Raw genomic sequence first — 24,318 nt, 5'->3', positions numbered from 1 at the left:
TCCCGCATAAAACGCGATGTGAAAGTCGGCACCATGACAGGCAATGGTAATGGTACGGTTAATATTCAGATAGGTAATATGTCTGCAACAGCGGATATAGGCGCACCATCAAGTACTTCAAAGCACCCTAATGTAAATGTAGATGGGAACAATGTAACTCGTACAACTGAAAGTCCACTTGATGATTTTTCGCCTGAGGAATTAAAAGGTACTAACTTCAATGTTCTTTGGGGACAAGACTACTCTGGTGAAGGTGGAACAGAGAGAATGTTTGCTGATTATAATTACCTCAGTAGTATTTACGATAAGGTCATAGCAGACAGAACTTGGGGTGATAAGTTATTTTATGGAGCATTTGGTGACCCTAATGCTCCACAACTTCCGTTACTAGAAGCAGGGGGGGTAAGGGCGTTAGGCTTGCAGGTTCTTTGGCTGCGAGGTGGCTGGGCAAAGGACCTAAGAATACGAGCGTATACCTTGGTATCAAAGGTAGCAAAGATGTCTACGTCGGTATTACCCGTCAAGCTATAAACATAAGACAAGCTCAGCACGGTTTAAGTCATGGCCCTAAGTTTACTTTGCGTCAGGTAACTACATATTCTTTAACCAGAAACCAAGCTAGAGCGGTCGAGCAAGCCTTAATTTTGCGCAACCCTCAATACTTCAATAAAATAAATAGCATCAGTCCTAAGCGCCCCATTTATAACGACGCAGTAAAATGGGGTAATGATTTCCTTAAAGGTATGGGGTTATAAATGACAAATATGAAAAGATTGAAAAAAAACAAGCAAAAGCCAGCGCTTGGAGACATTTTTTCATTTCAAATATTAGATGATAAATATCATTGGGGGCGAGTTGTCAGCTTAACAGCTAGCGTTGGTGGCTTTGATAATTGTGTACTAATATATATATATAAAGTACAAACTGAAACTAATGACGAGGTTCCAGAGTTAATAACTTCTGACATATTATTGGCCCCAATTGCAACAAATGAACTGCCTTGGAAAAAAGGCTATTTTAATAATGTTGAAAATAAAACTCTATCAAATGATGACTTATTACAGGTTCATTGCTTCTATGATGTTTTATTTAAGAAATATTTTGACGATAAAGGTCGCCAATTGGAAAGTGTATATGAACCTCACGGGATATATGGCTTGGATAGCTACAGAACAATAGATGATAAAGTTAGTGAAGCTATAGGCTTGGAGCTTGCCCCAGATTAAACCCCATCAGACTCAGGATTCCTGCGGGATCCTGAGTCACCCATTATCACAGTTCCACATCAACTTCGTCGTCCGGCCAACCACACCTAGAACGTAAATGGATTGCGCCGCGTCTTGCCTTTTTCCTGTTTATTACCGTACAAAAAGCTTTTAGTGCGCAACAAACCCCAGTAGAACTGCGCACTTTCTGTCAGCAGGCTGTGCAATTTATGTTAGTGCCACTTTTGTAGTGGCGCTGGTTATTTTGAACCCTTCTACAGTTTTTTATTCGAATGCTAGTGCTGTTGTAAGGTGGCCCAGTTTACTGATTTAGTGGGTATTAGGGTAAAGTAAAACTTGTCTTTGTCAGAAACCTTCGGAAAGTTGAGCAGTGTTATAGCTAAACTATCAGATATTTAAAACATAGGTCCTTTAATCCACTACTGTCTATGCCATACTACGCACTAGTTGCGTAAACGTTGGTGTGTATGTCTTTTTATCTGCCTTTAATTAGCCTTCATTATAAAAATATTAAAATCACTGAAACAATCACTGCTTTATGGAGCGGCTGTGGTGAAATAGTGCGTTGCTGTTTAGATGGTAAAGCCTGTGTGATCAAAGCGATTAGTGTGCCCGATCATATTAATCATCCTCGGATCACTCAAAGTGAGTTTGCCATTAACCGCAAGCGGCATTCTTATGAAGTGGAGTTTCATTGGTATCAGCAGTATGCCTCGAACTTACCAGCACAAGCGCGTGCGTTAAGTTGTTATAATACCTTAGAGCATCAACAGCAAAAGGTGTTAGTATTTGCTGATTTTGCAGCTTATGGCTTTACTAATGCGCAAGCAAATCATGCACATGTTGTCGCTATTATAAGGTGGCTTGGGTATTTTCATGCCTTTCATTTTCAAGTTAAAGCTGATGGCCTTTGGCTGCAGGGGAGTTACTGGCATTTAGCGACTCGGCCAGATGAATATGAAAAAATGGCCGACAGTGCAATTAAACACCACGCTTACAATATAGATAAAACGCTGCGCGCTTGTCAGTATCAAACATTGATCCATGGCGATGCCAAGCTCGCGAACTTCGCTGTTAATAGTGCGACTATGGAAGTTTTAGGTTATGACTTTCAATATGTTGGTGCTGGCATTGGTGTTGTTGATGTGATGTACTTTTTGGGTAGCTGTTTAAATGAACAGCAGCTAGAGGATACGGCAGATGATTATTTGGCTGACTATTTTCAGCACTTTAGCAATGCGATGCAGACGTTTGGCAACAGTGAATATACGGCCGCTGTGATTAACGAATGGCAAAAATTATGGCCGCTTGCATGGGCTGACTTTTACCGATTTTTAATGGGCTGGAGCCCTGAGCACGTAAAAATTAATAGCTATATGCGCAAACACTTTAACACGATGCAAATAACAGACTTTGGGAGCAAAGCGAAATGACGAAACAGGTTCGTTGGGGAATGATTGGTTGTGGTGCGGTCACTGAAGTGAAAAGTGGCCCTGCGTATCAACACACAGAAGGCTTTGTGCTACAAGGCGTTACTCGACGAGATATCGCACTTGCTGAGGATTACGCAAAACGCCATAACGTGCCTATGGTATTTAAAACGGTCGATGAATTGATCGCAAGTTCTGAGATTGATGCTGTGTATATCGCCACACCCCCAGATAGTCACTTGGAACTGGCGCTAAAAGTGGCGGCTGCGGGCAAGCCGTGTTGTATTGAAAAACCACTGGCGCCTACATTGGCGCAAAGTGAAGTTATTCTTGAAGCTTTTAGTAGTAAAAATATTCCTTTGTATGTGGCGTATTATCGTCGCTCTTTACCGCGCTTTAATAAAATAAAGAGTCTTATAGATGCTGGCGAAATCGGCCAAGTACGCCATGTTAATTGGCACTTGAGTAAAGCGGCCAGCGAGCAAGATAGATCAGGTGAGTACAATTGGCGTACCGATAAAATCATTGCTCCAGGGGGCTATTTTGATGATTTAGCCAGCCATGGCCTGGATTTATTCGGTTATCTATTTGGTGATTATGAACAAGTAAAAGGGCTGGCAACAAACCAGCAAAATTTATATGGCGCTTTTGATGCAATCACTGCGTGTTGGCAACATAAAAATGGCATTACTGGCTCTGGCAGCTGGAATTTTGGTGGTTTTTCACGATTTGATGTAGTTAGTGTGTATGGTGAGAAGGGCGAGATCAGCTTTAGTGTGTTTGACGAACAAGCCATTACGGTTATTAGCGATAAAGGCGAAGTCCAGTACAACATAGAAAACCCGCCTCATATTCAGCAATATCATGTGCAAAATATGGCGTCGTCATTACGTGAAAATGCGGCACATCCGTCAACAGGTCATTCAGCGACACATACCAGCTGGGTGATGGAGCAAATTTTACAGCAGTGATCAGTGTTCAGCTATTGCTACGCTAAAAGCATGTTGTAATGCGCGTAGCATGCACGCCTGCCAGCGATGGTGGAAGGCGTACATAGTTATCAAAGTTGTTTGCTAATCGATTAGCGTCGTGTCGTTACTTTAAAATATAACAATTATTGCGCTAAATGAGATAAAGACCTTGTGTTTGCATAATTAAATAAGACTTTTATTGCACGGATCATGCTTTTTTGCAGTCTGATGGAATTTTTTAAGCTAAAATAAGCGCAATTTATTTTTCTTTTAGGCACTATTATGACAATCCATGTAATTAATCATCCCCTTGTGCAACACAAATTAGGCCTTATGCGTGCGCATGGGATCAGTACCAAAAGCTTTCGTGAACTTTCTTCTGAAGTCGGTACTTTATTAACCTATGAAGCGACTAAAAACCTGCCACTTGAAAAAGTACAAATCACCAGTTGGGATGGTAATCCATTAGACGTAGAGCATATTAAAGGCAAAAAGATTACCGTAGTGCCAATTCTTCGTGCTGGCCTTGGCATGATGGATGGCGTTATGCAGTTATTACCGGCGGCTAAAGTCAGTGTGGTTGGTTTGCAGCGCAACGAAGAAACCTTAGAGCCAATTCCATATTTTGAAAAGCTAGTAGGCAAAATAGATGAACGTTTAAGCTTAGTCATCGATCCTATGCTAGCAACAGGTGGCTCGATGATTGCCACTATCGACATGCTAAAGAAAGCGGGCTGTAAAGAAATTAAAGTGATTGTATTAGTCGCGGCTCCTGAAGGAGTTGAAAAAACCCTGGCAGCTCACCCTGATGTGGAAATTTTTACCGCCTCATTAGACAGCCACTTAAATGAAAAAGGCTATATTATTCCTGGCCTTGGTGATGCAGGCGATAAAATTTTTGGCACTGTGTAAACGTGGATAAATCGACCTTCTCAATCAAAACAATGCTAACTGGGGCGCAAATGCTGTTTGTGGCATTTGGCGCCTTGGTGTTGGTGCCACTGCTTACTGGTTTAGATCCCAATGTCGCGTTATTTACCGCTGGTATTGGCACCTTGCTATTTCATGTTGTCACCAAAGGCCAAGTGCCGATCTTTTTAGCATCTTCATTTGCATTCATCGCGCCTATTATTGCCTGTGTACAAATGTGGGGTGTGCCTGCCACCATGGGCGGCTTAATGGCCGCCGGTGGTGCGTATATGTTGCTCAGTATTTTAGTTAAATTAAAAGGCGTTGCTGCCCTGCATAAAATTTTACCGCCGGTTGTAGTAGGCCCTGTGATCATGGTAATTGGTTTAGCGCTTGCGCCAGTTGCAGTGAATATGGCAATGGGTAAAAGTGGCGATGGTGCAATACAACTTATTCCCTATGAACAAGCAATTTGGGTGGCGGCATTTTCGCTTTTAGTTACTTTGATATTTGCGGTGTGGGGCAAGGGCGTATTTAAACTAATTCCTATATTAGCTGGCGTTGTAGCAGGGTATAGCTTGTCTTTAGTGATGGGTATAGTCCAGTTTGATGCCGTAACGAATGCCCAGTGGTTGGCAATGCCTGCATTTACGTGGCCAGAATTTAAATGGCAGGCGGTACTGTTTATGGTGCCTGTTGCTATTGCACCTGCTATTGAACATATTGGTGATATGATGGCAATTAGCCAAGTAACCAATAAAGATTACCTTAAAAAACCCGGTTTACACCGCACATTGTTTGGTGATGGTCTAGCCACTACGGCGGCATCAATTTTTGGCGGCCCGCCTAATACCACCTATTCAGAAGTGACTGGAGCGGTGATGTTAACTCGCAATTTTAATCCAAAAGTGATGATGTGGACGGCTATAATCGCCATCATTTTAGCATTTGTAGCTAAAATGGGCGCTGGTTTACAAACCATCCCTGTGCCTGTAATGGGTGGGATCATGATCTTACTGTTTGGCTCAATTGCGGTGGTTGGTTTAAATTCGCTGGTTAAATCGGGTGAAGACCTAACCGCACCACGTAATTTAACCATTGTCGCGCTAATTTTGGTGTGTGGCATTGGCGGTATGCACATCGGCGGCAGTGAATTTAGCCTGCAAGGTGTTAGTTTATGTGCGATTTTGGGTATTGTGCTTAATTTAGTGTTACCAAAGGCTGAAAAGCCTGCGTAATAACTGCTCAAATAGCAATTACGTTGCACCATAATAGCGCATTTTAAATGCGCTATTTTTTAACTCATTAAAAGTAAAGGTATTTAAATAGTGGTCTACTAACTGCATTTATCCTGTTAACAGTGTCATACTGATCAGGAGCGATTATGCAAGAGGCCAATATTGTGGATATTACCCCGTTTTTAGCGAAGCATCAGCTACCGCTTAAATATCAATATTTAAGCGAGCAGTATTTTGCTCCGTTAGCAGAAGATATTCTTCGTTTGAAACCAACTGGGCGACCTATGCTGGTGGCCATAAATGGGTGTCAAGGCTCGGGAAAATCAACCTTAGCTGACTTTTTAGTTACCTGGTTTAATTGTAATACTAGATTAAACAGCATTGCGATATCGATTGATGATTTTTATCACAGCCGCGACCACCGCTTACAGCTGGCACAAGATGTTCATCCTTTATTTGCAACGCGAGGTGTGCCAGGTACTCACGATACCACCTTAATGAAGCGCACTTTCAGCGAATTGTTACAAGGTAAAGTAGGCGTTTCGCTGCCTCAATTTGATAAGCAAACAGATGATCCGATTGAAAAATCATTATGGCCGGTCACCGAGCAAGCTATGGATATCATTATTTTTGAAGGTTGGTGTGTTGGTAGCGAAGCTCAGCAGCCGTATCAATTGCATCAGCCCGTTAATCAATTAGAGGAACATGAAGACTTAGAAGGGATTTGGCGACGTTGTGTGAACAGTTGTTTAGCCAATGAGTATCAAGATGTATTTGCCATGATTGATTACACTGTGATGCTACAAGCACCATCGTTTGCGGATGTCTATGGCTGGCGGTTAGAGCAAGAACAAAAGTTGCTCAATAAAAAAGGAGCGGGCAAAGGCACCTTTGACGAGACACAATTAGTGCGCTTTATCTCTCACTTTGAACGTATTACCCGAGAAAATTTAAGCCAATTAGCAAAGCATGCTGATGCATTACTGACGTTAGATAAATCACGTGATATTGCGTCGATGAAGTTACGCGCCGATGATACCTCGATGCCACTTATTTTTACCGATTTAGACGGTACATTACTGGATCATAATGATTACCACTGTGATGAAATTAAACCTTTTTTAACTGAATTAACTGCCGCAGGTATCACTGTGGTGTTTAATACCAGTAAAACTTTTGCAGAGGTAAACGCATTACAAAAATCATTAGGGCATAAGCAACCTTTTATTATCGAAAACGGCGCCGCAGTTTACATTCCTAAATTCTATTTTGATCTCAAACCAATAGGCTGTGACGAACTTGATGAGCATTGGCGTTATGCATTATCACCTAGCAGCAAACAATTACAGCACGAGCTACAAACGCACGCTCACGAGTTTAGTGCTTATTATCGTTTGTTTAGTCAGTTATCTGCGCAAGAAGTGAGTCAAATCACCGGCTTGAGTGTTGAGCAAAGTGAACTTGCGCGCATTCGTGAATATTCTGATCCATTGTTCTGGCAAGGGACAGAGCAGCAATTAGTGGATTTTTTAGCCGTAATAAAGCCACTCGGGTATGAAGTTTTGATTGGCGGGCGCTTTATCCACCTTAACCGTGGAACTAATAAAGGCATAGCTCAAAATTGGTTACTTAATCAATTTAAACAGCATTATCGCTATTCGTTTACCACCATTGCATTGGGAGATAGTCAAAACGATATGGCGATGCTTGATGAAGCCGACATTGCAATTTTAATCAATAACCCAGCAAGTAAAGCAAAAGCCAAGTTAGCGCAAAAACCTTGGTTACTCAGTGAACATCCGGCACCGCAAGGGTGGATCGACGAAGTATCAGATTTAAGTGTTATCAAAGCGCAACTAGCGTCTAAACAGGAGCAATCACATGGCTGATTTTTACCAAAATGGCATCATAACCACGTTACATAATATTGCCGATCGACCGCTTGCTGATCTAGAAGCCGAACTGCTTAGCTTTTCAAAACAGCGGCCAATGGGGCTGATCTTACCTTCGCTTTACAGCGAACTGGAAGGACCTGCACTGCAAAATATCGTGCAAGAATTAAAGCATGTGCCTTATTTATCGCAAATTACCATTGGGTTAGATAGAGCCGATGAAAGTCAGTATCGCCATGCGTTACAATTTTTTGCTGAACTTGGCCAACATCATCGCGTTTTATGGAATGAAGGGCCACGCTTACAAGCGCTTGATAAAGAATTACAAACGCTTGGTGTTGCGCCGCGAGAGCTCGGCAAAGGGCGTAATGTTTGGTATTGCATGGGGTATAAATTAGCAACCGCTAAAGTTGAATCTATTGCGTTGCATGATTGTGATATTTTAACTTACGATCGTAGTTTATTAGCGCGGTTAATTTATCCTGTTGCCCACCCACGTTTTAACTATGAATTTTGCAAAGGATTTTACCCACGTACAGCGGACGGTAAAATTAATGGCCGCGTTTCACGCTTATTAGTCACGCCGCTATTACGGTCATTTAAAACCATTTTAGGCAGCACAGATTACTTAGAATATATGGACTCGTTTAGATATCCCTTGGCGGGTGAGTTTTCGTTTCGCCGTGATGTATTAAACGATATTCGCATTCCCAGTGATTGGGGCTTAGAAATTGGTGTGCTGTCTGAAATGTATCGAAATTACTCACATAACCGCCTCTGCCAAGTTGATATAGCGGATAACTATGATCATAAACACCAAGCACTGTCACTGGATAATCAAGCGGCTGGCTTATCAAAAATGTCGATTGATATCACTAAAGCACTGTTTCGTAAGTTAGCAACTCAGGGAGTTACGTTTACCACGGAAACCATTCGCTCACTCAAAGCAACCTATTATCGTATTGCGCTGGATTTTATCGAAACCTACCATAACGATGCCATGATGAATGGCTTAAAACTCGATATCCATCAAGAAGAAAAAGCAGTCGAAATGTTTGCGCAAAACATCATGAATGCTGGCCAGCACTTTTTACAGCACCCAATGGAAGCGCCGTTTGTGCCAAGTTGGAATCGCGTAGCATCAGCAATGCCAGATGTGTTTGCGCGCTTAGAAGAGGCAGTAGAGCTTGATAATAAAGAGTTTTCATAACGGTACTAGAGCAGAAAATACGGATAAATAATAAAAACTTTTATAAACAACGGGGTAGGGTAATGAGTAAGGCGTTATTTGAACAGCGGGTTGAACAACACCTAACCAGTATATATGAGGGTGTTGACTTATGTATGAGCATTGATGCGCTCGCAAGCATGTTGATCACCACCATGTTAAGGGATGACCCAGTCCGCGACCCAACGCCTCATAAAAATCGTTGGGATCAGCAAGATGTTATTTTGATTGCCTATGGCGATTCTATAATGCGTTATCGCGATGCTGATCAGGCGGTTGCTGTGCCAAGTGAACCACCGTTACATACTCTGCATCGGTTTATGAAAAATCAATGCGCAGGAACGATTAACGCGTTGCATATTTTGCCATTTTACCCTTATAGCTCTGATGAGGGCTTTTCGGTAATGAACTATGTGCAAGTGAATGAATCCCTTGGTAGTTGGGATGATATTCAAGGCATTGCTCAAGATGTAAAGCTTATGGCTGACTTAGTTATTAACCATTGCTCTAGTCGCAGCCGCTGGTTTGAAAACTTCATGCAAGGGAAAGAACCTGGCTTAAGTTACTTTAAAACTGCTAATTTGCATGATGACCTATCTCAGGTCGTTAGGCCTAGAACATCGCCGTTACTTAATACAGTGCAAACGGCACTTGGGGAGCGCCATGTGTGGTGTACATTTAGTCCTGATCAAGTTGATTTAGACTTTGCCAATCCTCTGGTACTTAATGAGTTTGTAGGTATTATTCGTCATTACCTTGATAATGGCGTAAAGATATTTCGCCTTGATGCTGTGGCCTTTTTGTGGAAAGAACTTAATACTTCTTGTATTAATTTACCGCAAACCCATGAAGTGATCAGATTGCTGCGAACGCTAATAGAGCATGTAGAGCCAAGTGCAATCATAATCACTGAAACGAACATTCCAAATCGTGAAAATTTATCTTACTTTGGCAATGCCAATGAAGCCCATTGTATTTATAATTTTTCATTACCTCCTTTGTTATTGCATACCTTGCTCAGTGGTGACAGTAAAGCGCTCAAACATTGGATGATGAGTATGCCGCCAGCGCAAAATGGTACTGCCTACTTTAATTTTATTGCTTCTCACGATGGAATCGGTCTGCGTCCTGCTGAGGGCCTGCTTGACGAGGATGAGCTAGGGAAAATGGTTAATACGGTTAGTCGTTTTGGTGCAAAAGTGTCAATGCGCACCGCGAATAATGGCACCAGTTCACCTTATGAACTTAATATCGCGTTATTCGATGCTTTACAAGGTACACACAAAGGCGTGGATAAGTGGGGATTACAGCGTTTTGCTTGTGCCCACGCTATTATGTTTGCCCTCGAAGGCATTCCTGGGCTTTATATTCATAGTTTACTTGGTACCACCAATGATTATGAACGCTTTGAAAACAGCCAGCATAACCGCTGTATTAACCGTCATCGTTGGCAAGAGTCAGCATTGCTAGAAAAGCTTGCAGATCTATCAAGTCATCACTATCACGTATTTACTCAAATTAATCATTTACTGGCTATTCGTAAACAGCAAGATGCCTTTCACCCTAATGCGACGCAATTTACCTTACATTTAACTGGGGCTTTATTTGGTTTTTGGCGTCAAAGCATAGACCGTAGGCAAAGTATTTTTTGTGTTTATAATATTAGCGATGAGCCGCAGACTCTGCTGTTAGCTGACTTGAACTTAATTGATACTGAGCAGTGGTTTGAACTTATCTCTGCACAGACAATAGATCTAGGGCAACAAAGTTTTGAACTTGCACCTTATCAGCCGCTATGGTTATCGAATCGACAATAGTTGGCTACTTTAGTGAAAACGGCGGTGTTACTGTAAGGACTGTAAATCCCCTTTACAGTGTTATTTGTTAAGTGCTTTGACGAGGTTGGCTATTGTAAATTGTTGCGGATCAGTGGCTGTTTTACTGAATTGAGAAAAATCAATATCAGCTAAATCAGTTTCATTGATGTGCTTTGCAAGTGGTTCGATTTCAGCTGTAAGGTTATTAAAAATGGCTAACTTAGCATGGTTTAAGTAAGTGTGAGCGTTATGATGATCAACGATATTAATAAGTGCATAAGCACCTAATAGCACATGGCCACCCAGTGTTATATCTAACGCTTCGATACCTTGTGGTACAGAGTCCCAATTCATGCCACCAACAACTACCTTATCTGTGATATTGCGAGCTTGTAATGCTCTTTTTACACCAAACCCGATAGCATCATTTGCGCACCATATAATATTGATCTCAGGAGCAAACTCCAAAAACGCTAAGGTTTTTATATAGCTTTGTTGTTCAGACCAATTGGCAACCTCTTTTCCTATAAAGTTTACATCTTCATGTTGTGTAATAAATTCATCTAAGCCTGATACACGTTCTAGCGATGCGGGAGTAGTATAGTCACCGATAAGAGCAAGCATATTAGCTGGTTGAGTCGATGTTGTTGTGTGTTCTATAAGCAACTGTTGTGCAAGAGTTTTCCCAGCAGCATAATTATCCGGTATGACACTGCCAATAATATTAACGCCATCACGTTGTAACGATATAAATTTTCCGATAGCAGGGCGGCTATATAAAAAATAAATAGGGATATTTTTGGTATTTAATTTTGATAAGTACTTACTGACAACACTTTTTTCATCTACCACAACTAAATAGTCAGGCTGGTCTTTAATTGCCTGGCTAATAAGTTCTTTCATTAAGATATGATTCCGATTTGCGTATTTAATATGCAAGTTTATATCTAAGTCATCCGCTGCATTATGCATAATTTTAGACACTTTGAACCAAAAGTTACCTGTGGTGTTTATTTCAGCAGATGAATCTGCAAAACCTGGATTTACAAAGGTAATATTTAATGCCGCGACGGTGTGAGGGCTGACAATTAAACAGGCTAATAAAAATAGCCAATGGTTTTTCAATCGTTGCATTAAATCTAAACCCAAAACACGTCATATCTACAAAAGCGAATTCTAACACAAAATTAGTTTTCACCACACTCAATGCAAGGTTATATTCACAGCTGCTGCGGTGTATAATGGTTTTTCATCTTGTTGAGCTGTAACTGTTAGGATTATTATGAAAGTATTTTTGTGCCTTGTGGCACTGTTGTTTGCCCCGAGTATATTTGCTAGCGATGATTTTGATCTTGAAGCTCATATGAAAAATATGGGACTTGCGTATAAGCACAGTGTTGAAGCAAGCCAACTGCCGGAATTCAATACTGCGATCGATGAGTTTATTACGTTGGTTAAGCGAAGTAAGAGTGCGACTTTTCACAAACAAGCCGAGCAGTCACTGCAAGGTTTAGATAAAGTGATTGCGAAAGCGGAATTAGCTAAAAAATTAGCCAATGAAACAGGTTTAGATGCAGCAAAAGGACCCTTAAAAGCCATTGATGGCTTACGTAAGCAATATCATAAATTGCATGAGCCGCCAGGGTTTTGGGAATTGTTATTTGGTAAGTAAAATACGCTGTGCGCCTTACTATAGGCGCACCTTGTTGCATGAGTGGTTTTATTTTCTCCCTTTCTTTTTCATTCCTTGTACGGCTTTAAAACGTGGATTGTCTTTGCAGATCACGAACACGCGACCTTTACGCTTCACGATTTGACAACCAGGACGGTTTTTCGCACTTTTCAATGAACTTAATACTTTCATGATTATTTGCTTCCTAAGTTTTTAAAGCGGCGATTAAACGCTGCAACTCGACCATCTGTTGATGCCGATTTTTGCTTACCGGTATAAAACGGGTGCGAATCACTTGACACATCGATAGGGACGTAAGGGTAAATTTTACCATTAAGCTCAATGGTGCGTTCCGTTTTAATTGTTGAACCAATAATAAAGTAACTATCGGCAGCCGTGTCATGAAAGGCAACGGTTTGGTAATCAGGGTGAATATTAGGTTTCATAAAAAGCCTTTTACTAAAAATTTTATGTTATGTGATATTATAACGGTAATTTATAGTAAATAGGGATCCTTTGCAAATACTATTTTAAGCAGGCAAAAAAGTAGCGAAATGATGCTAATTTGGTCAACTTAACTAAAAAATAAGCAGTCAGATCAAAAAAACTAGCTATTGATAATTAGCCTGTTATAAATAATATGTAACCGCGTTAAGGAATCAAATAATAATGAATGAACCCACTCAAGAACACCCGACTGAGCAACGCCAAGAAATTGATCAAGGCGTTATGGAGACATTACGTAGTCGTGATCATAGTGTACTGGCACAACAAATTGACCCATTAAGCTGTACCCATAATGATATTGTTGAATTGCTTGCACAGTATTTGGCATTAAGTGATCAAGAAGATGATGAAATTTTTGATGCCTGGTTTGATGGCCTTAATAAAGCACAACATACCGTATTAAAAGTATTTGAAGTGTACCGTGGCCAGTTTGAGCACCAAGAGTAACCGTTGCATACTGAGTAAATTGGCTCTGAGTTAATTTTTATCAGGCAATTTGCATTTCTTGCTATTATTGCCGAGCCAAATGGTGCACTTTTAGCTGTTATTGAACAGCAGGGGGAGTAATGAAACTCATTGAAATCGCGTTGTCGGTGGCCACTGGTTATTTGTTTGAAATTTAAATTTAGCCTAGTTTAAATTTAATTGTCGGCATCATTAAGTTTAAATTTTTTAGGCGCACACCCATACCAGCGTTTGAAAGCTCGATTAAAAGAGCTTTGTTCATTAAAGCCAAGTATAGCTGCAATTGCCCCCAAACTGTGACCTTCAACCAATAACTCATAACGTCGTTTTCGTTCTTGATCGCGCAGCTGTGCAAACGTACAGTTTTCATTTTTTAACCTTCGCTGCAATGTCCTTGGGGTTAAATTTAATGCATTGGCAATGCGCTGTTGGTCAACCCCTTGTAAGTCTTGTTTGCTCATTAAAATACTTAATACACGTTGTGATACCAATTGCACGGCTTGAATATCGACTAATTGCTCTTGCGATAGTTGCACTAAGGCGTGGTGCATTAGTGGGTTATCACTGGAAAATTTAAACTGCAAATAATCATGTGGGAAATCAATCTTATTGACAGTCATGCCGCCTTTAACGTCACAACCAAACCATTCACTTAATTGCTGTAACTGTTGCTGAGTAAACGAGTGCTCTAAGTGTAAACAGCTCGGGGCAAGATGTGGATCTAATAGATGTCGTACCACAGCGACCCAAGCTGTCATATTGCGAAGAACCACCTGCTCTGAACACTGTTGATTGGGTGTCCAACATATTGTTGCAACCTCAGTATTGTGGCTAAATTTGGCTGTGCCAATATCCGCAACTAGGGTGTCGTAGTGTAATAAAGAATCAATGGCAGCAGCTAAATCATGGCTAGATTCAATTAAATAGCCTAATACACCATAATCCGCTGTGCGTATATCTTGACCTAAATGAAAACCAAATAGTGGGTCATCACAATACTGCTTGCCCAGTTCTAATATGGCTTGATAATGCATTAATGAAACACGATCACCATGAACGCTGCTAGCAAACTGTGAGAAGCCTATTTGCTGTAAACAAGTTTGCTTGCAAAAACCCAACTGCGTTAAATAGTGGAGCACACTAGCAAAATAAATAGCTGAAGTTGTATTCATGGGTGTCGCCTAAAGACAAAAACTTGTCGCTTTACCACAAGTCTGCCAGCAATATTCCCGTTATGCTAGTGCTATTAATTGGTTAAAGGTGTGAGTTAGGTTTTCATGGCAATTTGCATATCACAAACACAAACATTGCAATGTTCTGCCGAATTAGTCGTAGCCACATTACTTGATCATGAGCACTTAGATCGCTTTTTTAATGCATCATTTGCAACTCTTCCTGCGCACACCGGTATCTGGCGTCGGCAGGTAAAAATGCTGGGTTATCAATTTATTGAACATGTAGAACACACCGAACAATACAGCATCGAGTATTATATTGCAGGGCAATCTCCGGTTAAAAATCACCATGCAAAAATTCACCTAACGCCATTAAAATCAGGGTGTCAGTTAGTTTATGTGATTAACTGTGATGCTAAATTTTGGCAGCCGACTTGGCTATTAAAGGCGTTAATAACACAGGATTTGCAGCGCGCATTAATAAAGCTTAAGGCGTATTGCGATGCCTGTTGAAGTTATTTTACTGGCATTTAGTCCTGTATTTTTCGCTTTTATTATTTATGAATTTGTTAAATTTCGTCATTATTATCTGCTTAAAGACTCATTGGCGAATATCGTGCTCGCCTTGATGCATCAGCTCAGTGATGCGCTCGCCTTAGTGTTTTTATTGCCTTTGTTTTATTGGTTACACCAGTATTCACTGTTCAATATTGAATTGAATGCACTGAATGTGTTCATCGCTTTTGTATTACAAGATTTTTTATACTATTGGTTTCACCGTACATCCCATCATATTCATTGGTTTTGGGCGGCCCACGTTGTTCACCATAGCTCAAAAAAAATGAACTTCACCACCGCATTTAGACAAAGCATTTTCTATCCCGTTGTTGGCATGTGGCTATTTTGGCTGCCGATGATCATTATTGGTTTTGAACCAACATTTTTGCTCATGATAGTTGCGATTAACTTAGCCTTTCAGTTTTTTGTACATACTCAGATAGTTGGTAAGTTAGGATGGCTTGAGCATATTTTTAATACGCCTTCACATCATCGCGTGCATCATGCCATCAACAAAGGCTATATAGATAAGAACTTTGCTGGGGTATTAATCGTGTGGGATAAACTCTTTGGCACCTTCGCAGCAGAGCGCGACAAAGAACAAAACCAGTACGGCATCATAGGCCATTGCGACAGCGTAAACCCTTGGACGATAAGCGTGATGCAATGGCGGATAATGCTAAAACAATTACAAGCAGCAACAAATTTTAGCGAAAAGAGCAGGGTGTTATTCGGTTACCCGAGCCATCGAATAAAACCCAGTGAAAATGACGAATAGCTCTATATTTATGAAAGGCTGAAAAGTGCCATGAGTAGCCGTTGATAACCTGAGCCTATTTTCATCATTGCAATTTAACAAGTGCTTCTTGTTCACCTTGATATAAATACACTGGGACGATTTCATGTTTCCCATTGTTTTCTCTAAGCTGAAAGTAATTTTCAGTACACTCATAAGAGTACGAGTTGTTTTCCCGAGGGATGATTTTTAGTTTATCTTCACCTTCATATTGCGAATAAAGTGTCCCTTTTTCAAATGAAATTTTTAAAATTTTTGAATCGGAAGATCGATAACTTCCAACTAAAGATGCTGCTATAACCTTTGCTTTTTGACTATTTACTGGCTTAGGGGATAAATTTAATTGTAGTGCTATCATGTCTAATAAAGCGGGACCAGGGTGTTTTGTGTCGATGTTGGTTAACGCTGTAGCGGTTAAATCTTCATTTGGAAAATAGATATGCCAAGCAAAAAAACCGGGAACCTGACCTTGGTGGCTAAAGCTATCTAATCCATTTATTTGGTATATATCTAAGCCATATCCATAATTTACATGCGCATTATTATCTAATAATGCATTGGAAGTCATTAGTTTATAGCTTTCTTTTGAAATTACATGCCCTGACTTTAATGCATTTTGCCAAAGGTGCATATCACTAAGTGTCGAAGCAATAGCGCCCGCAGAATAGATCCAACTACGATCAACATTCCATCGCCTTTCAGTTGACTCTTGCGGATTAAGATACTTTTTAGGTTCATTACGACTAGTCGTGTAGCCGTTTACTTTCCCGGCAGATGTTCCTCTAGTAATAACAAAAGTATTATCCATTTTCAGAGGGTTAAAAAATGTGTTGAACATGAACTGGTCATATGGAGTACCAGAAGCAATTTCAATGACTTTTCCCAATAAGACGTAACCCAAATTTGAATAACTATATTCTTTACCAGGCTCTGAGTTAAGAGGTTGTTTACTTATACTTTGTATAACTTGATCAATAGAAGCATATTTATCATAAACTTTACTTACTGAAGGGTCCCCTAAGTAATCTGGTAGACCAGAAGTATGGCTTAAAATTCTATCGATCGTTAAATACTTATATTCAGGGTTAATATCAGGAATAAATTTCGCTAATGTATCTTGTAACGATAGTTTTTTTTCTTCCGATAGTTTCAAGATAGCTACAGCAGTAAATGTTTTCGTGACAGAGCCTATTTGAAATATATCATCTACATTGAGAGGTCTCTCAGTGCCAATATTTGCCAAACCAACTGCACCACTATAAATATGTTTACCTGACTGTTCTAACCTAACAACCATGCCAGGGGCTTCTGAAGAGTTATGGCACTGCATTAATTCAGCAAAGTTGTGTTGTTGTGCAACAGCTTTTATTCCATACATTCCTACACAAAGACAAAAAAATATATTTTTTTTCATAAATTATGTTCCCTTAATCATCTAAAAAACCTGCAAATAAAAAACACGAATAGATTACAGGTGTAATCATTACTATTGCATGTATAATAGCTGTTTGCAATTTAATAAATAAAAACAATATTATTCAATGGTTTACTTGAATTTTAATGACTGTACATTTGCTCAAAATGGCCAAGAGAATGTAACAGCTTTATCAGAGGTCACTTTTTCTATCTTCACGTGGTGGTGTTCTTATTTTAGTATTTTCTATTAATAGTAAAAGGGTAAGTTATTGCTAATTATAAGTATTATTAGAAGTGGAGGTTGTTTTTATATAAAAACTTCCTTTATCGTATTACTTAGGTGGTACGAGGTAAATTAACTAGCCACTCAATGTCTGTTTTCGCTCGCAGCCGACTATCAGCAGAGTGCCATTTTCGGTCATTGAAAAAGAAAGTGGCAAAAGGCAAGACCCCATTGCGCGATTTCATGATTTCTTCTGGTAGAGTCAAGGAGTATCGTGTTTCCAGTTACACTAGGCTTGGTTGAAAATTTATAATCTTGCAGGTCGACAGCTCCTAATCTTCAAACAACCTATTACTGTTGTTTATCAATTGAATACTAATTAGTTCAAAGGTAGAAAAAATCGGTTCTAATAACGATAAGAACCGATTGTGATGATTAGTAAGAGTCGGCTAGTTATGGGATTGATTGATAGTTAGCCCGCAAACTTTACCTTTTAGCATGACTACTTAATATTGCCATTTAACTGTGAAACTAATGTTTTGAGGTTCACCATAATTCGCGTAATCAATATTAGCCCAGTAAGTTTCGTCAGTTGCATTTGTTATGCTGAGTGTAGAATTCCATGATTTATTAAAACGCCAGCTGGCATAAAGGTTAATCAGCATATAGGCATCTTGCTGGTAATTAACTCCTTCAGCTTCCTGAGGGTGGCTAACACCATAACCGATAGTTTCACTTTGCCAATTAAAGCCACCACCGATATTTAAATTATTTAGCAAACCAGTAAACTGATAATGCGTTGATAATTGTACTGAGTGCTCAGGCAAATTGGTCCAAATACGATCGTTTTCATTACGTGTGGTATCGACGTAAGTGTAGCCAGCATTTATCACCCAGCCATCACTAAGGTGGCCACTTAAGCTCATTTCTATCCCTTTACTTTCAGTTCCATTGATACCTTTATACGCTGAACTTCCATCTGGTAGAGAATAATCAGGTTGGGTTAAATCCCTGACAGCATAATTATTTTGCTTAGTATTAAATACTGCGACTGTTGCCAATAGTTGACCGTCAAAAAGATCACTTTTGATGCCTGCTTCAAGATTGCTGCCAAGCACTGGTGATAGCAAATTGTTATTTTTGTCTTTGTAATTCTGCGGCGTAAAAATATCTGTATAGCTGGTGTACAGGCTAATTGCTGGTGTTAGTTCATAAACAACACCAAGGTAAGGAGTCACTTCATTAGTAACTTTATAGTCGCCGGTTGTAGCTGTATAACTAGCGTTAGTGTCATAATTATCAGTGCCAGTTTCCCAATTACTGATACGGGCTCCCCCGATCAATGATAAGCTATCAGTTACCCGAAAACGCGTTGCTGCGTAAAAACCAAATTGATCTGTTTGACTGATACGATAAGCACCTGTTGGAGAATAACTCGGGAGCGGTGCTTCACCATCGTAATTCCAAGCATCCGTTACTGGGTAAGACCAATTAGATAGTGAGGTATAGCTCAGACTTGTTGATTCTACACGGCTGATGTTAGTGCCGAACATTACATCATGCTCACGACCAAAAATATCGTAACTACCTGTTAAGTACAGATCTAAGCTGTCACGAGTGTCTTCACTTGAACCTGCAGCAGCTCTGAGTATGACGCCTTCGCCAGTAACACGATCAGGAAAACCAGAAGCATAGACGCGTAAATTATCAACGTCACCCTCAGTGCGATTAAGTGCGCCGCGCAGTGTCCAGTAGTCGTTAAAATGATGTTTAAGGTCTGCAAATAAGGTCGATGACTCACGTTGCCACTTAGTCCATTTTGGAGCGTAACTGGTTGTTACCGGTAATTTTGCCTCTGTGCCATCAGCTGCAAAGATAGGGATGGTTCCCCATGTGGTTCCTACTGGGTTGTTATCTTGGTTTTGATAGCCAACGGATACAGTAGTATTACGGGTTATGTCTGCTTCTATGATACCCATCATAGCCGTTTTATCTTCTTGGTAACGGTCTAGGTAATTATCTGAGTCTTGGTAAGCGACAACAAATCGGCTTCGAACACTTCCATCTTTGCTAAGTGGTACAGAAACATCTGCCACACCACGGCGTCGATCCCACGAACCAATACTAGCTGATAATGAGGCATCAAACTCTCGCTCGGGTCTTTTACGGATCATATTGACGGTAGCGGATGGGGAGCCAACACCACTTAACAGGCCATTAGCCCCGCGAACAACTTCGACTTGTTGATATAAAGATGTATCGTACTCTTGATTGGTTGAGCCACTGAAAGTGGGTATTCCGTCCACCTGAAAATCAGTAATTTGAAAACCGCGTGCAAAATACAGCGGACGTTGGCTATCATAGAGGGTAACATTGACTCCTGTTACACTCAGCATAACATCGTTAATATCAGTAATACCACTTAAGTCCATCATTTCACGTGAGATACTACTAACAGATTGTGGTAATTCTTTAACAGTCAAAGGAATACGTGTTGGGTTTTGACTGCTTAATTGTGCTACTTTTACCTCTATCACTTCGATATCTTCGTTCGCAAACACTTGAGTCGTCAATGTTTGGCCTGTTAACACCATGGTAATTGCTAATGATAATGGCCTAAGGTTGTAATGGGTTTTCACTAAGTCTTTTTTAAGCTTGGTGCTCATGTTGAATGACATATACATCTATTTATTTAATTCCGTTTTAAGTAATTATTGAATTGCTAATGGTAATTGTTTTCATTTGCAACACTATGCTTGAGTCTGATATTTTGAGTCAAGCAAGGGAGGGAATAATTCAACTTGAGGTAAGGTTCAGCAATTTTAATAGGGATTTATGTTTATAGATCTTAGTGTGTGGCAGTGGCTACTTGACTGGTATTATTTAAATAACCGCTTTAGAAAAGCGAGTCTACAACGCTGCGGTTAATGATATTATGTAAACAATGTTGTAGATAGATCACAAAATAACGTCATTGTGCTATGACATCATTGGTTTGAGGGATGAGCCGGTATAGTTGTAATTTAATAAGCAAACAGAATAGGCACGATTTGTTTCGTATGCGTGTTATTAATTTGCTCTTCCTCAAAACACCTATTCAGAGTGCTTGGTTACACTGTTATTAACCATCCCATTGCGGTTAGGTTGACCGAAGGTGTGATGCCTAGCGCCTAGTACCTAAAACCTCGCACCTGTTATTTTCATTTAACCGACAAATCATATTTTAGCACTAATGCATCGATATAGCGGCTGCGCAGGGTGTGTTGCTTTTCATGTTCTGCGCCGTGGCTTAATGCGCGATTTAATAGCTTCATAGCTGGGTGCAACCGCGCGCGCTCCTCTTGATTGAGGCTTGGCTTAGTTCGCAGTTCAGTGATGTCATCAACCACTAAGCGGCCAATATCAACAGCGACTATCTCGTCAATTAGGCCGTTTTGCGTTAATGAACCGTATTTGCTGCATAAAAATTGTTGCCACACTTGTTGCAGGTGTTCTTCTATTTCACAGCCAAATAATTCATCACTAAACTCAAAGCCTTGCTGAGCAAGTTTACTCAGTGCGGTCATGTATTGTTGGGCAAAATAATCAAAGGCATGACTCGATGAGCTGATTTTTTGTTTGGCCAGCCCTTGCCCCCAGTTTACACAGCCTCGAGGATAGTAGTCGTCGTATTCTTCACATTCATACAGGCCAGAAAATGAGCTGCAACTTAATTGATTTTTAATGCAATAGCTGGGTTTAGGGAATAAGCCACTGTCTTGCCAATGCATTAATGTATCTTCATCAATTGCTAGAGCCTGACACAGCTCTTCGCTGTGATAAAAGTGGGTTGCTAAAAATCGTGATAAACGCATAAAAGTGCACTCAAAGTTAAAAATAAAAATACTGTTTATTTATACAGTTGTTTATTTTGGACTAAGCCTTGCAACAACACAAGTAATTTAATTAATTAACCACGCAACACTCGGAAAACGACTGCTTTTATGTTACAACTACGGCAAGTTTTTTTAAGAATAATTTTTTATGCGCAGCCTAGAACAAATTAAACAAGCAAGCCTTATCACCGCGATCAAAACCCCGTATTTAACCAGTGGTGAAATTGACTTAGCTACCTATGATTTTTTAGTTGAACAACAAATTGCCGCGGGTGTTGACGGTATAGTAGTTGGTGGCACCACAGGTGAAGGCCAGTTAATGAACTGGGAAGAGCATTTAATGCTGATTGCGCACAGCGTTAATAAGTATTCAGATAAGCTGATCATTGTCGGTAATACGGGTAGCAATAACACCCGTGAAGCAATCAAAGCCACTGAATACGGTTTTGCCAGCGGTATGGACGCAGCACTGCAAATTAACCCGTATTACGGGCGTACTTCAATAGCCGGTGTGAAAGAGCACTTTAAACGGGTACTGGCAATTGGTCCCGCATTTATTTACAACGTAGCAGGGCGCACAGGTCAAGATTTAACCCCTGATATTATTGAGCCGTTGGCACAACATGAAAACTTTATTGGCGTAAAAGAGTGCGGTGGGAATGAGCGTATTAATCACTACGAACAACAAGGCATTGCTTGTTGGTCAGGGAATGATGATGAAGCCCATGATGCTCGCCACACGTATAAAGCGCATGGCGTGATCTCAGTAACGTCTAATTTAATTCCGGGCTTGTTCCGTGAATTAATGGATCAACCTAACGCACAATTGAATGAGTCATTGCAACCGCTGATGCAATGGTTATTCTGTGAGCCAAACCCTATTGCAATCAACACCGCCTTGATGATGACAGGTGCTGTAAAACCAGTGTTTCGTTTGCCATATGTACCATTGAATGCGCAGCAGCAAGCGCAGGGGATTGCCTTGATCAATCAACGAAAAGAAAATGAAATTATTGGCCAGCATGCAACTAAACTTGTTGAACAAGAAGTGATTTTACTCTAAATATGAATGGGTGCTTAATTTATCTGCGGTTAAGCACCAAAATTTTGCATTTTGTATAGTAATAGGTAAAATGGCACGCCTTTTAGAGTAATAAGACCATTTAGCCTGTGGAATTTGTTGTTGATAATTTTAGTGTATGGATTGCGCCTGAGCAGCAAATTAGTGGACTCGAATCTCTTCCTCACCAAGACTTAGATTTAAATTGGGTTGCACCGATGCAGCGCAGACGCTTAAGCCAATTTATGAAAATGGCTTTGCACTGTATGCATAAAGTTGAAGGTGCACAAACGCTTGCAATTAACTTCTCATCTCGCCATGGTGATCTGCCTAAAACGTCGGGTTTACTTGATGCGATCTGTACTGACGATGCATTGTCACCGACCGCATTTGGTCTAAGTGTTCACAACGCTGCGGTGGGCATATTCTCCATTTTGAATAACAATACAGCGGCGATGAATGCGATTGCGTGTGGCAATGACAGTATCATTAGTGCATTGATTGATAGTTACGCGCGTTTACATACGCAATTGTGTGAGCAGATCATGATTTGCCATGCCGATAGAGCCTTACCGACTGAATATCAGTGTTTTGCGGATGAATTGCAGGTTGATCACTGCATTGCCCTATCGCTTAGGTTAGCAAAACAAGGTGAGTGCTATTTTTCGCTTGAGCCTATTGATTTTGGGTCTACAACAGATGCAAACCAGCTGCTGCCAATCAGTATCCAATTTGCCATTGCGCTATTAAACAAAGCCCCAAAAACGATCTTATTTAATAATCAACGTGCATGGATGCTAACGTTCCATGCTGGCTAATTGTGTTAATAAAGTAAATTATGTTTGGCGGATTTTTGCCACTGGGTTGTGCTTTAGTTTATTTGGTTTTGGTGGTGTAGTTTTAACACTGCTGGTTTTACCACTGCAAAGGTTATTTGAGTCATCTGAAACAAAGCGAAAATATCAAGCAAGATTAACTGTACACTATTGTTTTAAAGCGTTTGTCGCTATGATGCACACCCTTGGGGTGATCCATTTTAGTATTGAAGACAAAACACGTTTTGCTGATTTAAAAGGCCAGCTGGTTTTAGCAAACCATCCATCATTGATTGATGTGGTTGTGTTGATCTCGGTTATTAAGGATGCAGATTGCGTTGTTAAGGCGCATTTATTTAAAAACCTATTTATGCGTGGCGTCATAAAAAGCACTGGTTACATCAGTAATCAAGACCCACAAGAGTTATTAGTTGAGTGCCAAGCATCGTTAGCCGCGGGTAATAATTTAATTATATTCCCTGAGGGGACGCGTTCGCAGCCAAATACAGGGCTAAAATTTAAGCGCGGTGCGGCTAATATAGTACTCAGATGCCAAGCGTCAGTTTCTTGTGTACTTATAAAAATGCAACCAAGCACACTCACCAAAGGAACTCCTTGGTATAAGGTTACAGCTACGCGGGCACACTTTATGATGAAATTTACATCAGTTGAATTTAAAAATAATAATAATTTAAATGACGAACCACCGTCAATGCAAGCACGGTATTTGACTCGTCAACTACAAGACTATTTTTCAGAGGAACTAAGGCGTTATGAGCGAATTAAAAAATAAAATAAAGCTATTAATTATTAGCAGCTTAGATTTAGAAGATATGACAATCGAAGACATCGAAAATGATCAAGCTTTGTTTGTTGATGGTTTAGGTTTAGACAGTATCGATGCACTTGAACTGGGACTGGCTATAAAAAAAGAGTTTAACGTCAAAATTGATGCGAACTCAGAACAAACAAAAGCACACTTTGCATCAGTAGATGCGTTGGCTGAGTTTATCGAAAATTACAGATCTTAATACGCACAATAGAA

General features: G+C 40.2%; 24 protein-coding genes. 17 read left to right on the top strand and 7 right to left on the bottom strand.

The features are described from left to right. The 9 genes from ENH88_RS16520 to ENH88_RS16480 all read left to right on the top strand — a co-directional run. Positions 1-531, top strand: a 531-nt coding sequence (locus ENH88_RS16520; protein WP_304183859.1) for a hypothetical protein, incomplete at its 5' end; no start/stop codon positions are given. A 224-nt stretch (positions 532-755) separates the two neighbouring features. After that, positions 756-1,226 carry an Imm26 family immunity protein gene (locus tag ENH88_RS16515; protein WP_304183855.1) on the top strand — a complete coding sequence of 157 codons (471 nt, stop codon included), beginning with the start codon at positions 756-758 and terminating at the stop codon, positions 1,224-1,226. 467 nt (positions 1,227-1,693) lie between these two features. Beyond that, entirely contained in the window at positions 1,694-2,659 is a 966-nt protein-coding gene (locus ENH88_RS16510; protein WP_304183854.1) for a DUF1679 domain-containing protein, read from the top strand. Further along, positions 2,656-3,627 carry a Gfo/Idh/MocA family protein gene (locus tag ENH88_RS16505; RefSeq protein ID WP_304183853.1) on the top strand — a complete coding sequence of 324 codons (972 nt, stop codon included), beginning with the start codon at positions 2,656-2,658 and terminating at the stop codon, positions 3,625-3,627. Before ENH88_RS16510 ends, ENH88_RS16505 begins: the two co-directional genes overlap by 4 nt. A 282-nt stretch (positions 3,628-3,909) precedes the next feature. Beyond that, positions 3,910-4,539 (top strand): uracil phosphoribosyltransferase, encoded by a 630-nt coding sequence (upp, locus tag ENH88_RS16500; RefSeq protein ID WP_304183850.1) that lies wholly within the window; start codon positions 3,910-3,912, stop codon positions 4,537-4,539. A gap of 32 nt (positions 4,540-4,571) precedes the next feature. Then, positions 4,572-5,774, top strand: coding sequence for a uracil-xanthine permease family protein (locus ENH88_RS16495; RefSeq protein WP_304183871.1), 1,203 nt, complete (start codon positions 4,572-4,574; stop codon positions 5,772-5,774). A gap of 146 nt (positions 5,775-5,920) precedes the next feature. Beyond that, positions 5,921-7,663, top strand: a complete 1,743-nt coding sequence (locus tag ENH88_RS16490; protein WP_304183849.1) for an HAD-IIB family hydrolase — start codon at positions 5,921-5,923, stop codon at positions 7,661-7,663. Then, positions 7,656-8,876: a glycosyl transferase gene (locus ENH88_RS16485; protein ID WP_304183847.1), complete on the top strand. Its 1,221-nt coding sequence runs from the start codon at positions 7,656-7,658 to the stop codon at positions 8,874-8,876. The genes ENH88_RS16490 and ENH88_RS16485 overlap by 8 nt, the downstream gene beginning before the upstream one ends. 62 nt (positions 8,877-8,938) lie before the next feature. After that, positions 8,939-10,711, top strand: a complete 1,773-nt coding sequence (locus tag ENH88_RS16480; RefSeq protein WP_304183846.1) for a sugar phosphorylase — start codon at positions 8,939-8,941, stop codon at positions 10,709-10,711. A gap of 60 nt (positions 10,712-10,771) precedes the next feature. On the opposite strand, the gene ENH88_RS16475 is transcribed toward ENH88_RS16480, so the two are convergent. After that, positions 10,772-11,845, bottom strand: coding sequence for an ABC transporter substrate-binding protein (locus ENH88_RS16475; protein WP_304183844.1), 1,074 nt, complete (start codon positions 11,843-11,845; stop codon positions 10,772-10,774). Positions 11,846-11,993: 148 nt separating this feature from the next. Between ENH88_RS16475 and ENH88_RS16470 the strand changes: the two genes are divergently transcribed. Then, entirely contained in the window at positions 11,994-12,383 is a 390-nt protein-coding gene (locus ENH88_RS16470; protein ID WP_304183841.1) for a cytochrome b562, read from the top strand. A gap of 48 nt (positions 12,384-12,431) precedes the next feature. Here ENH88_RS16470 and ykgO read toward each other — a convergent pair whose 3' ends face one another. Both ykgO and ENH88_RS16460 read right to left on the bottom strand, forming a co-directional pair. Then, positions 12,432-12,575 (bottom strand): type B 50S ribosomal protein L36, encoded by a 144-nt coding sequence (gene ykgO / locus ENH88_RS16465; protein ID WP_149980141.1) that lies wholly within the window; start codon positions 12,573-12,575, stop codon positions 12,432-12,434. 2 nt (positions 12,576-12,577) lie between these two features. Further along, entirely contained in the window at positions 12,578-12,829 is a 252-nt protein-coding gene (locus ENH88_RS16460; RefSeq protein ID WP_304183838.1) for a type B 50S ribosomal protein L31, read from the bottom strand. A gap of 223 nt (positions 12,830-13,052) precedes the next feature. On the opposite strand from ENH88_RS16460, the gene ENH88_RS16455 reads away from it, so the two are divergent. Then, on the top strand, positions 13,053-13,337 hold the full coding sequence (locus ENH88_RS16455) for a hypothetical protein (protein ID WP_304183837.1): 285 nt from the start codon (positions 13,053-13,055) through the stop codon (positions 13,335-13,337). Positions 13,338-13,531: 194 nt separating this feature from the next. Here the strand turns inward: ENH88_RS16455 and ENH88_RS16450 are convergent, their stop codons facing one another. After that, positions 13,532-14,527 carry an AraC family transcriptional regulator gene (locus ENH88_RS16450; RefSeq protein WP_304183836.1) on the bottom strand — a complete coding sequence of 332 codons (996 nt, stop codon included), beginning with the start codon at positions 14,525-14,527 and terminating at the stop codon, positions 13,532-13,534. A gap of 105 nt (positions 14,528-14,632) precedes the next feature. On the opposite strand from ENH88_RS16450, the gene ENH88_RS16445 reads away from it, so the two are divergent. Both ENH88_RS16445 and ENH88_RS16440 read left to right on the top strand, forming a co-directional pair. Next, complete coding sequence (locus tag ENH88_RS16445) at positions 14,633-15,043, top strand: SRPBCC family protein (RefSeq protein ID WP_304183835.1); 411 nt, start codon at positions 14,633-14,635, stop codon at positions 15,041-15,043. Beyond that, positions 15,033-15,866, top strand: coding sequence for a sterol desaturase family protein (locus ENH88_RS16440; RefSeq protein ID WP_304183834.1), 834 nt, complete (start codon positions 15,033-15,035; stop codon positions 15,864-15,866). Before ENH88_RS16445 ends, ENH88_RS16440 begins: the two co-directional genes overlap by 11 nt. 64 nt (positions 15,867-15,930) lie before the next feature. Here the strand turns inward: ENH88_RS16440 and ENH88_RS16435 are convergent, their stop codons facing one another. The 3 genes from ENH88_RS16435 to ENH88_RS16425 form a co-directional block, all read right to left on the bottom strand. Then, positions 15,931-17,298, bottom strand: coding sequence for a serine hydrolase domain-containing protein (locus ENH88_RS16435; protein ID WP_304183833.1), 1,368 nt, complete (start codon positions 17,296-17,298; stop codon positions 15,931-15,933). Positions 17,299-18,029: 731 nt separating this feature from the next. After that, positions 18,030-20,189, bottom strand: coding sequence for a TonB-dependent siderophore receptor (locus ENH88_RS16430; RefSeq protein ID WP_304183832.1), 2,160 nt, complete (start codon positions 20,187-20,189; stop codon positions 18,030-18,032). A 534-nt stretch (positions 20,190-20,723) separates the two neighbouring features. Next, on the bottom strand, positions 20,724-21,377 hold the full coding sequence (locus ENH88_RS16425; RefSeq protein ID WP_304183831.1) for a DUF6058 family natural product biosynthesis protein: 654 nt from the start codon (positions 21,375-21,377) through the stop codon (positions 20,724-20,726). Between the two features lie 169 nt (positions 21,378-21,546). On the opposite strand from ENH88_RS16425, the gene dapA reads away from it, so the two are divergent. The 4 genes from dapA to ENH88_RS16405 all read left to right on the top strand — a co-directional run bounded on the left by dapA (position 21,547) and on the right by ENH88_RS16405 (position 24,304). Next, on the top strand, positions 21,547-22,461 hold the full coding sequence (gene dapA / locus ENH88_RS16420; RefSeq protein WP_304183829.1) for a 4-hydroxy-tetrahydrodipicolinate synthase: 915 nt from the start codon (positions 21,547-21,549) through the stop codon (positions 22,459-22,461). Positions 22,462-22,568: 107 nt separating this feature from the next. Further along, positions 22,569-23,276 carry a beta-ketoacyl synthase chain length factor gene (locus ENH88_RS16415; RefSeq protein WP_304183828.1) on the top strand — a complete coding sequence of 236 codons (708 nt, stop codon included), beginning with the start codon at positions 22,569-22,571 and terminating at the stop codon, positions 23,274-23,276. Further along, the gene (locus ENH88_RS16410) at positions 23,266-24,066 is read left to right on the top strand and encodes a lysophospholipid acyltransferase family protein (protein WP_304183826.1); all 801 of its coding nucleotides are present in this window, start codon (positions 23,266-23,268) and stop codon (positions 24,064-24,066) included. The genes ENH88_RS16415 and ENH88_RS16410 overlap by 11 nt, the downstream gene beginning before the upstream one ends. Next, complete coding sequence (locus ENH88_RS16405) at positions 24,047-24,304, top strand: phosphopantetheine-binding protein (protein WP_304183825.1); 258 nt, start codon at positions 24,047-24,049, stop codon at positions 24,302-24,304. Before ENH88_RS16410 ends, ENH88_RS16405 begins: the two co-directional genes overlap by 20 nt. Positions 24,305-24,318: the final 14 nt, after the last annotated feature.

This window comes from Pseudoalteromonas prydzensis, from assembly GCF_011050055.1.
Taxonomy (GTDB): domain Bacteria; phylum Pseudomonadota; class Gammaproteobacteria; order Enterobacterales; family Alteromonadaceae; genus Pseudoalteromonas; species Pseudoalteromonas prydzensis_A.
Note: the sequence above shows the minus strand (reverse complement) of the source record. Positions and strands in the feature narration are given on the sequence as shown.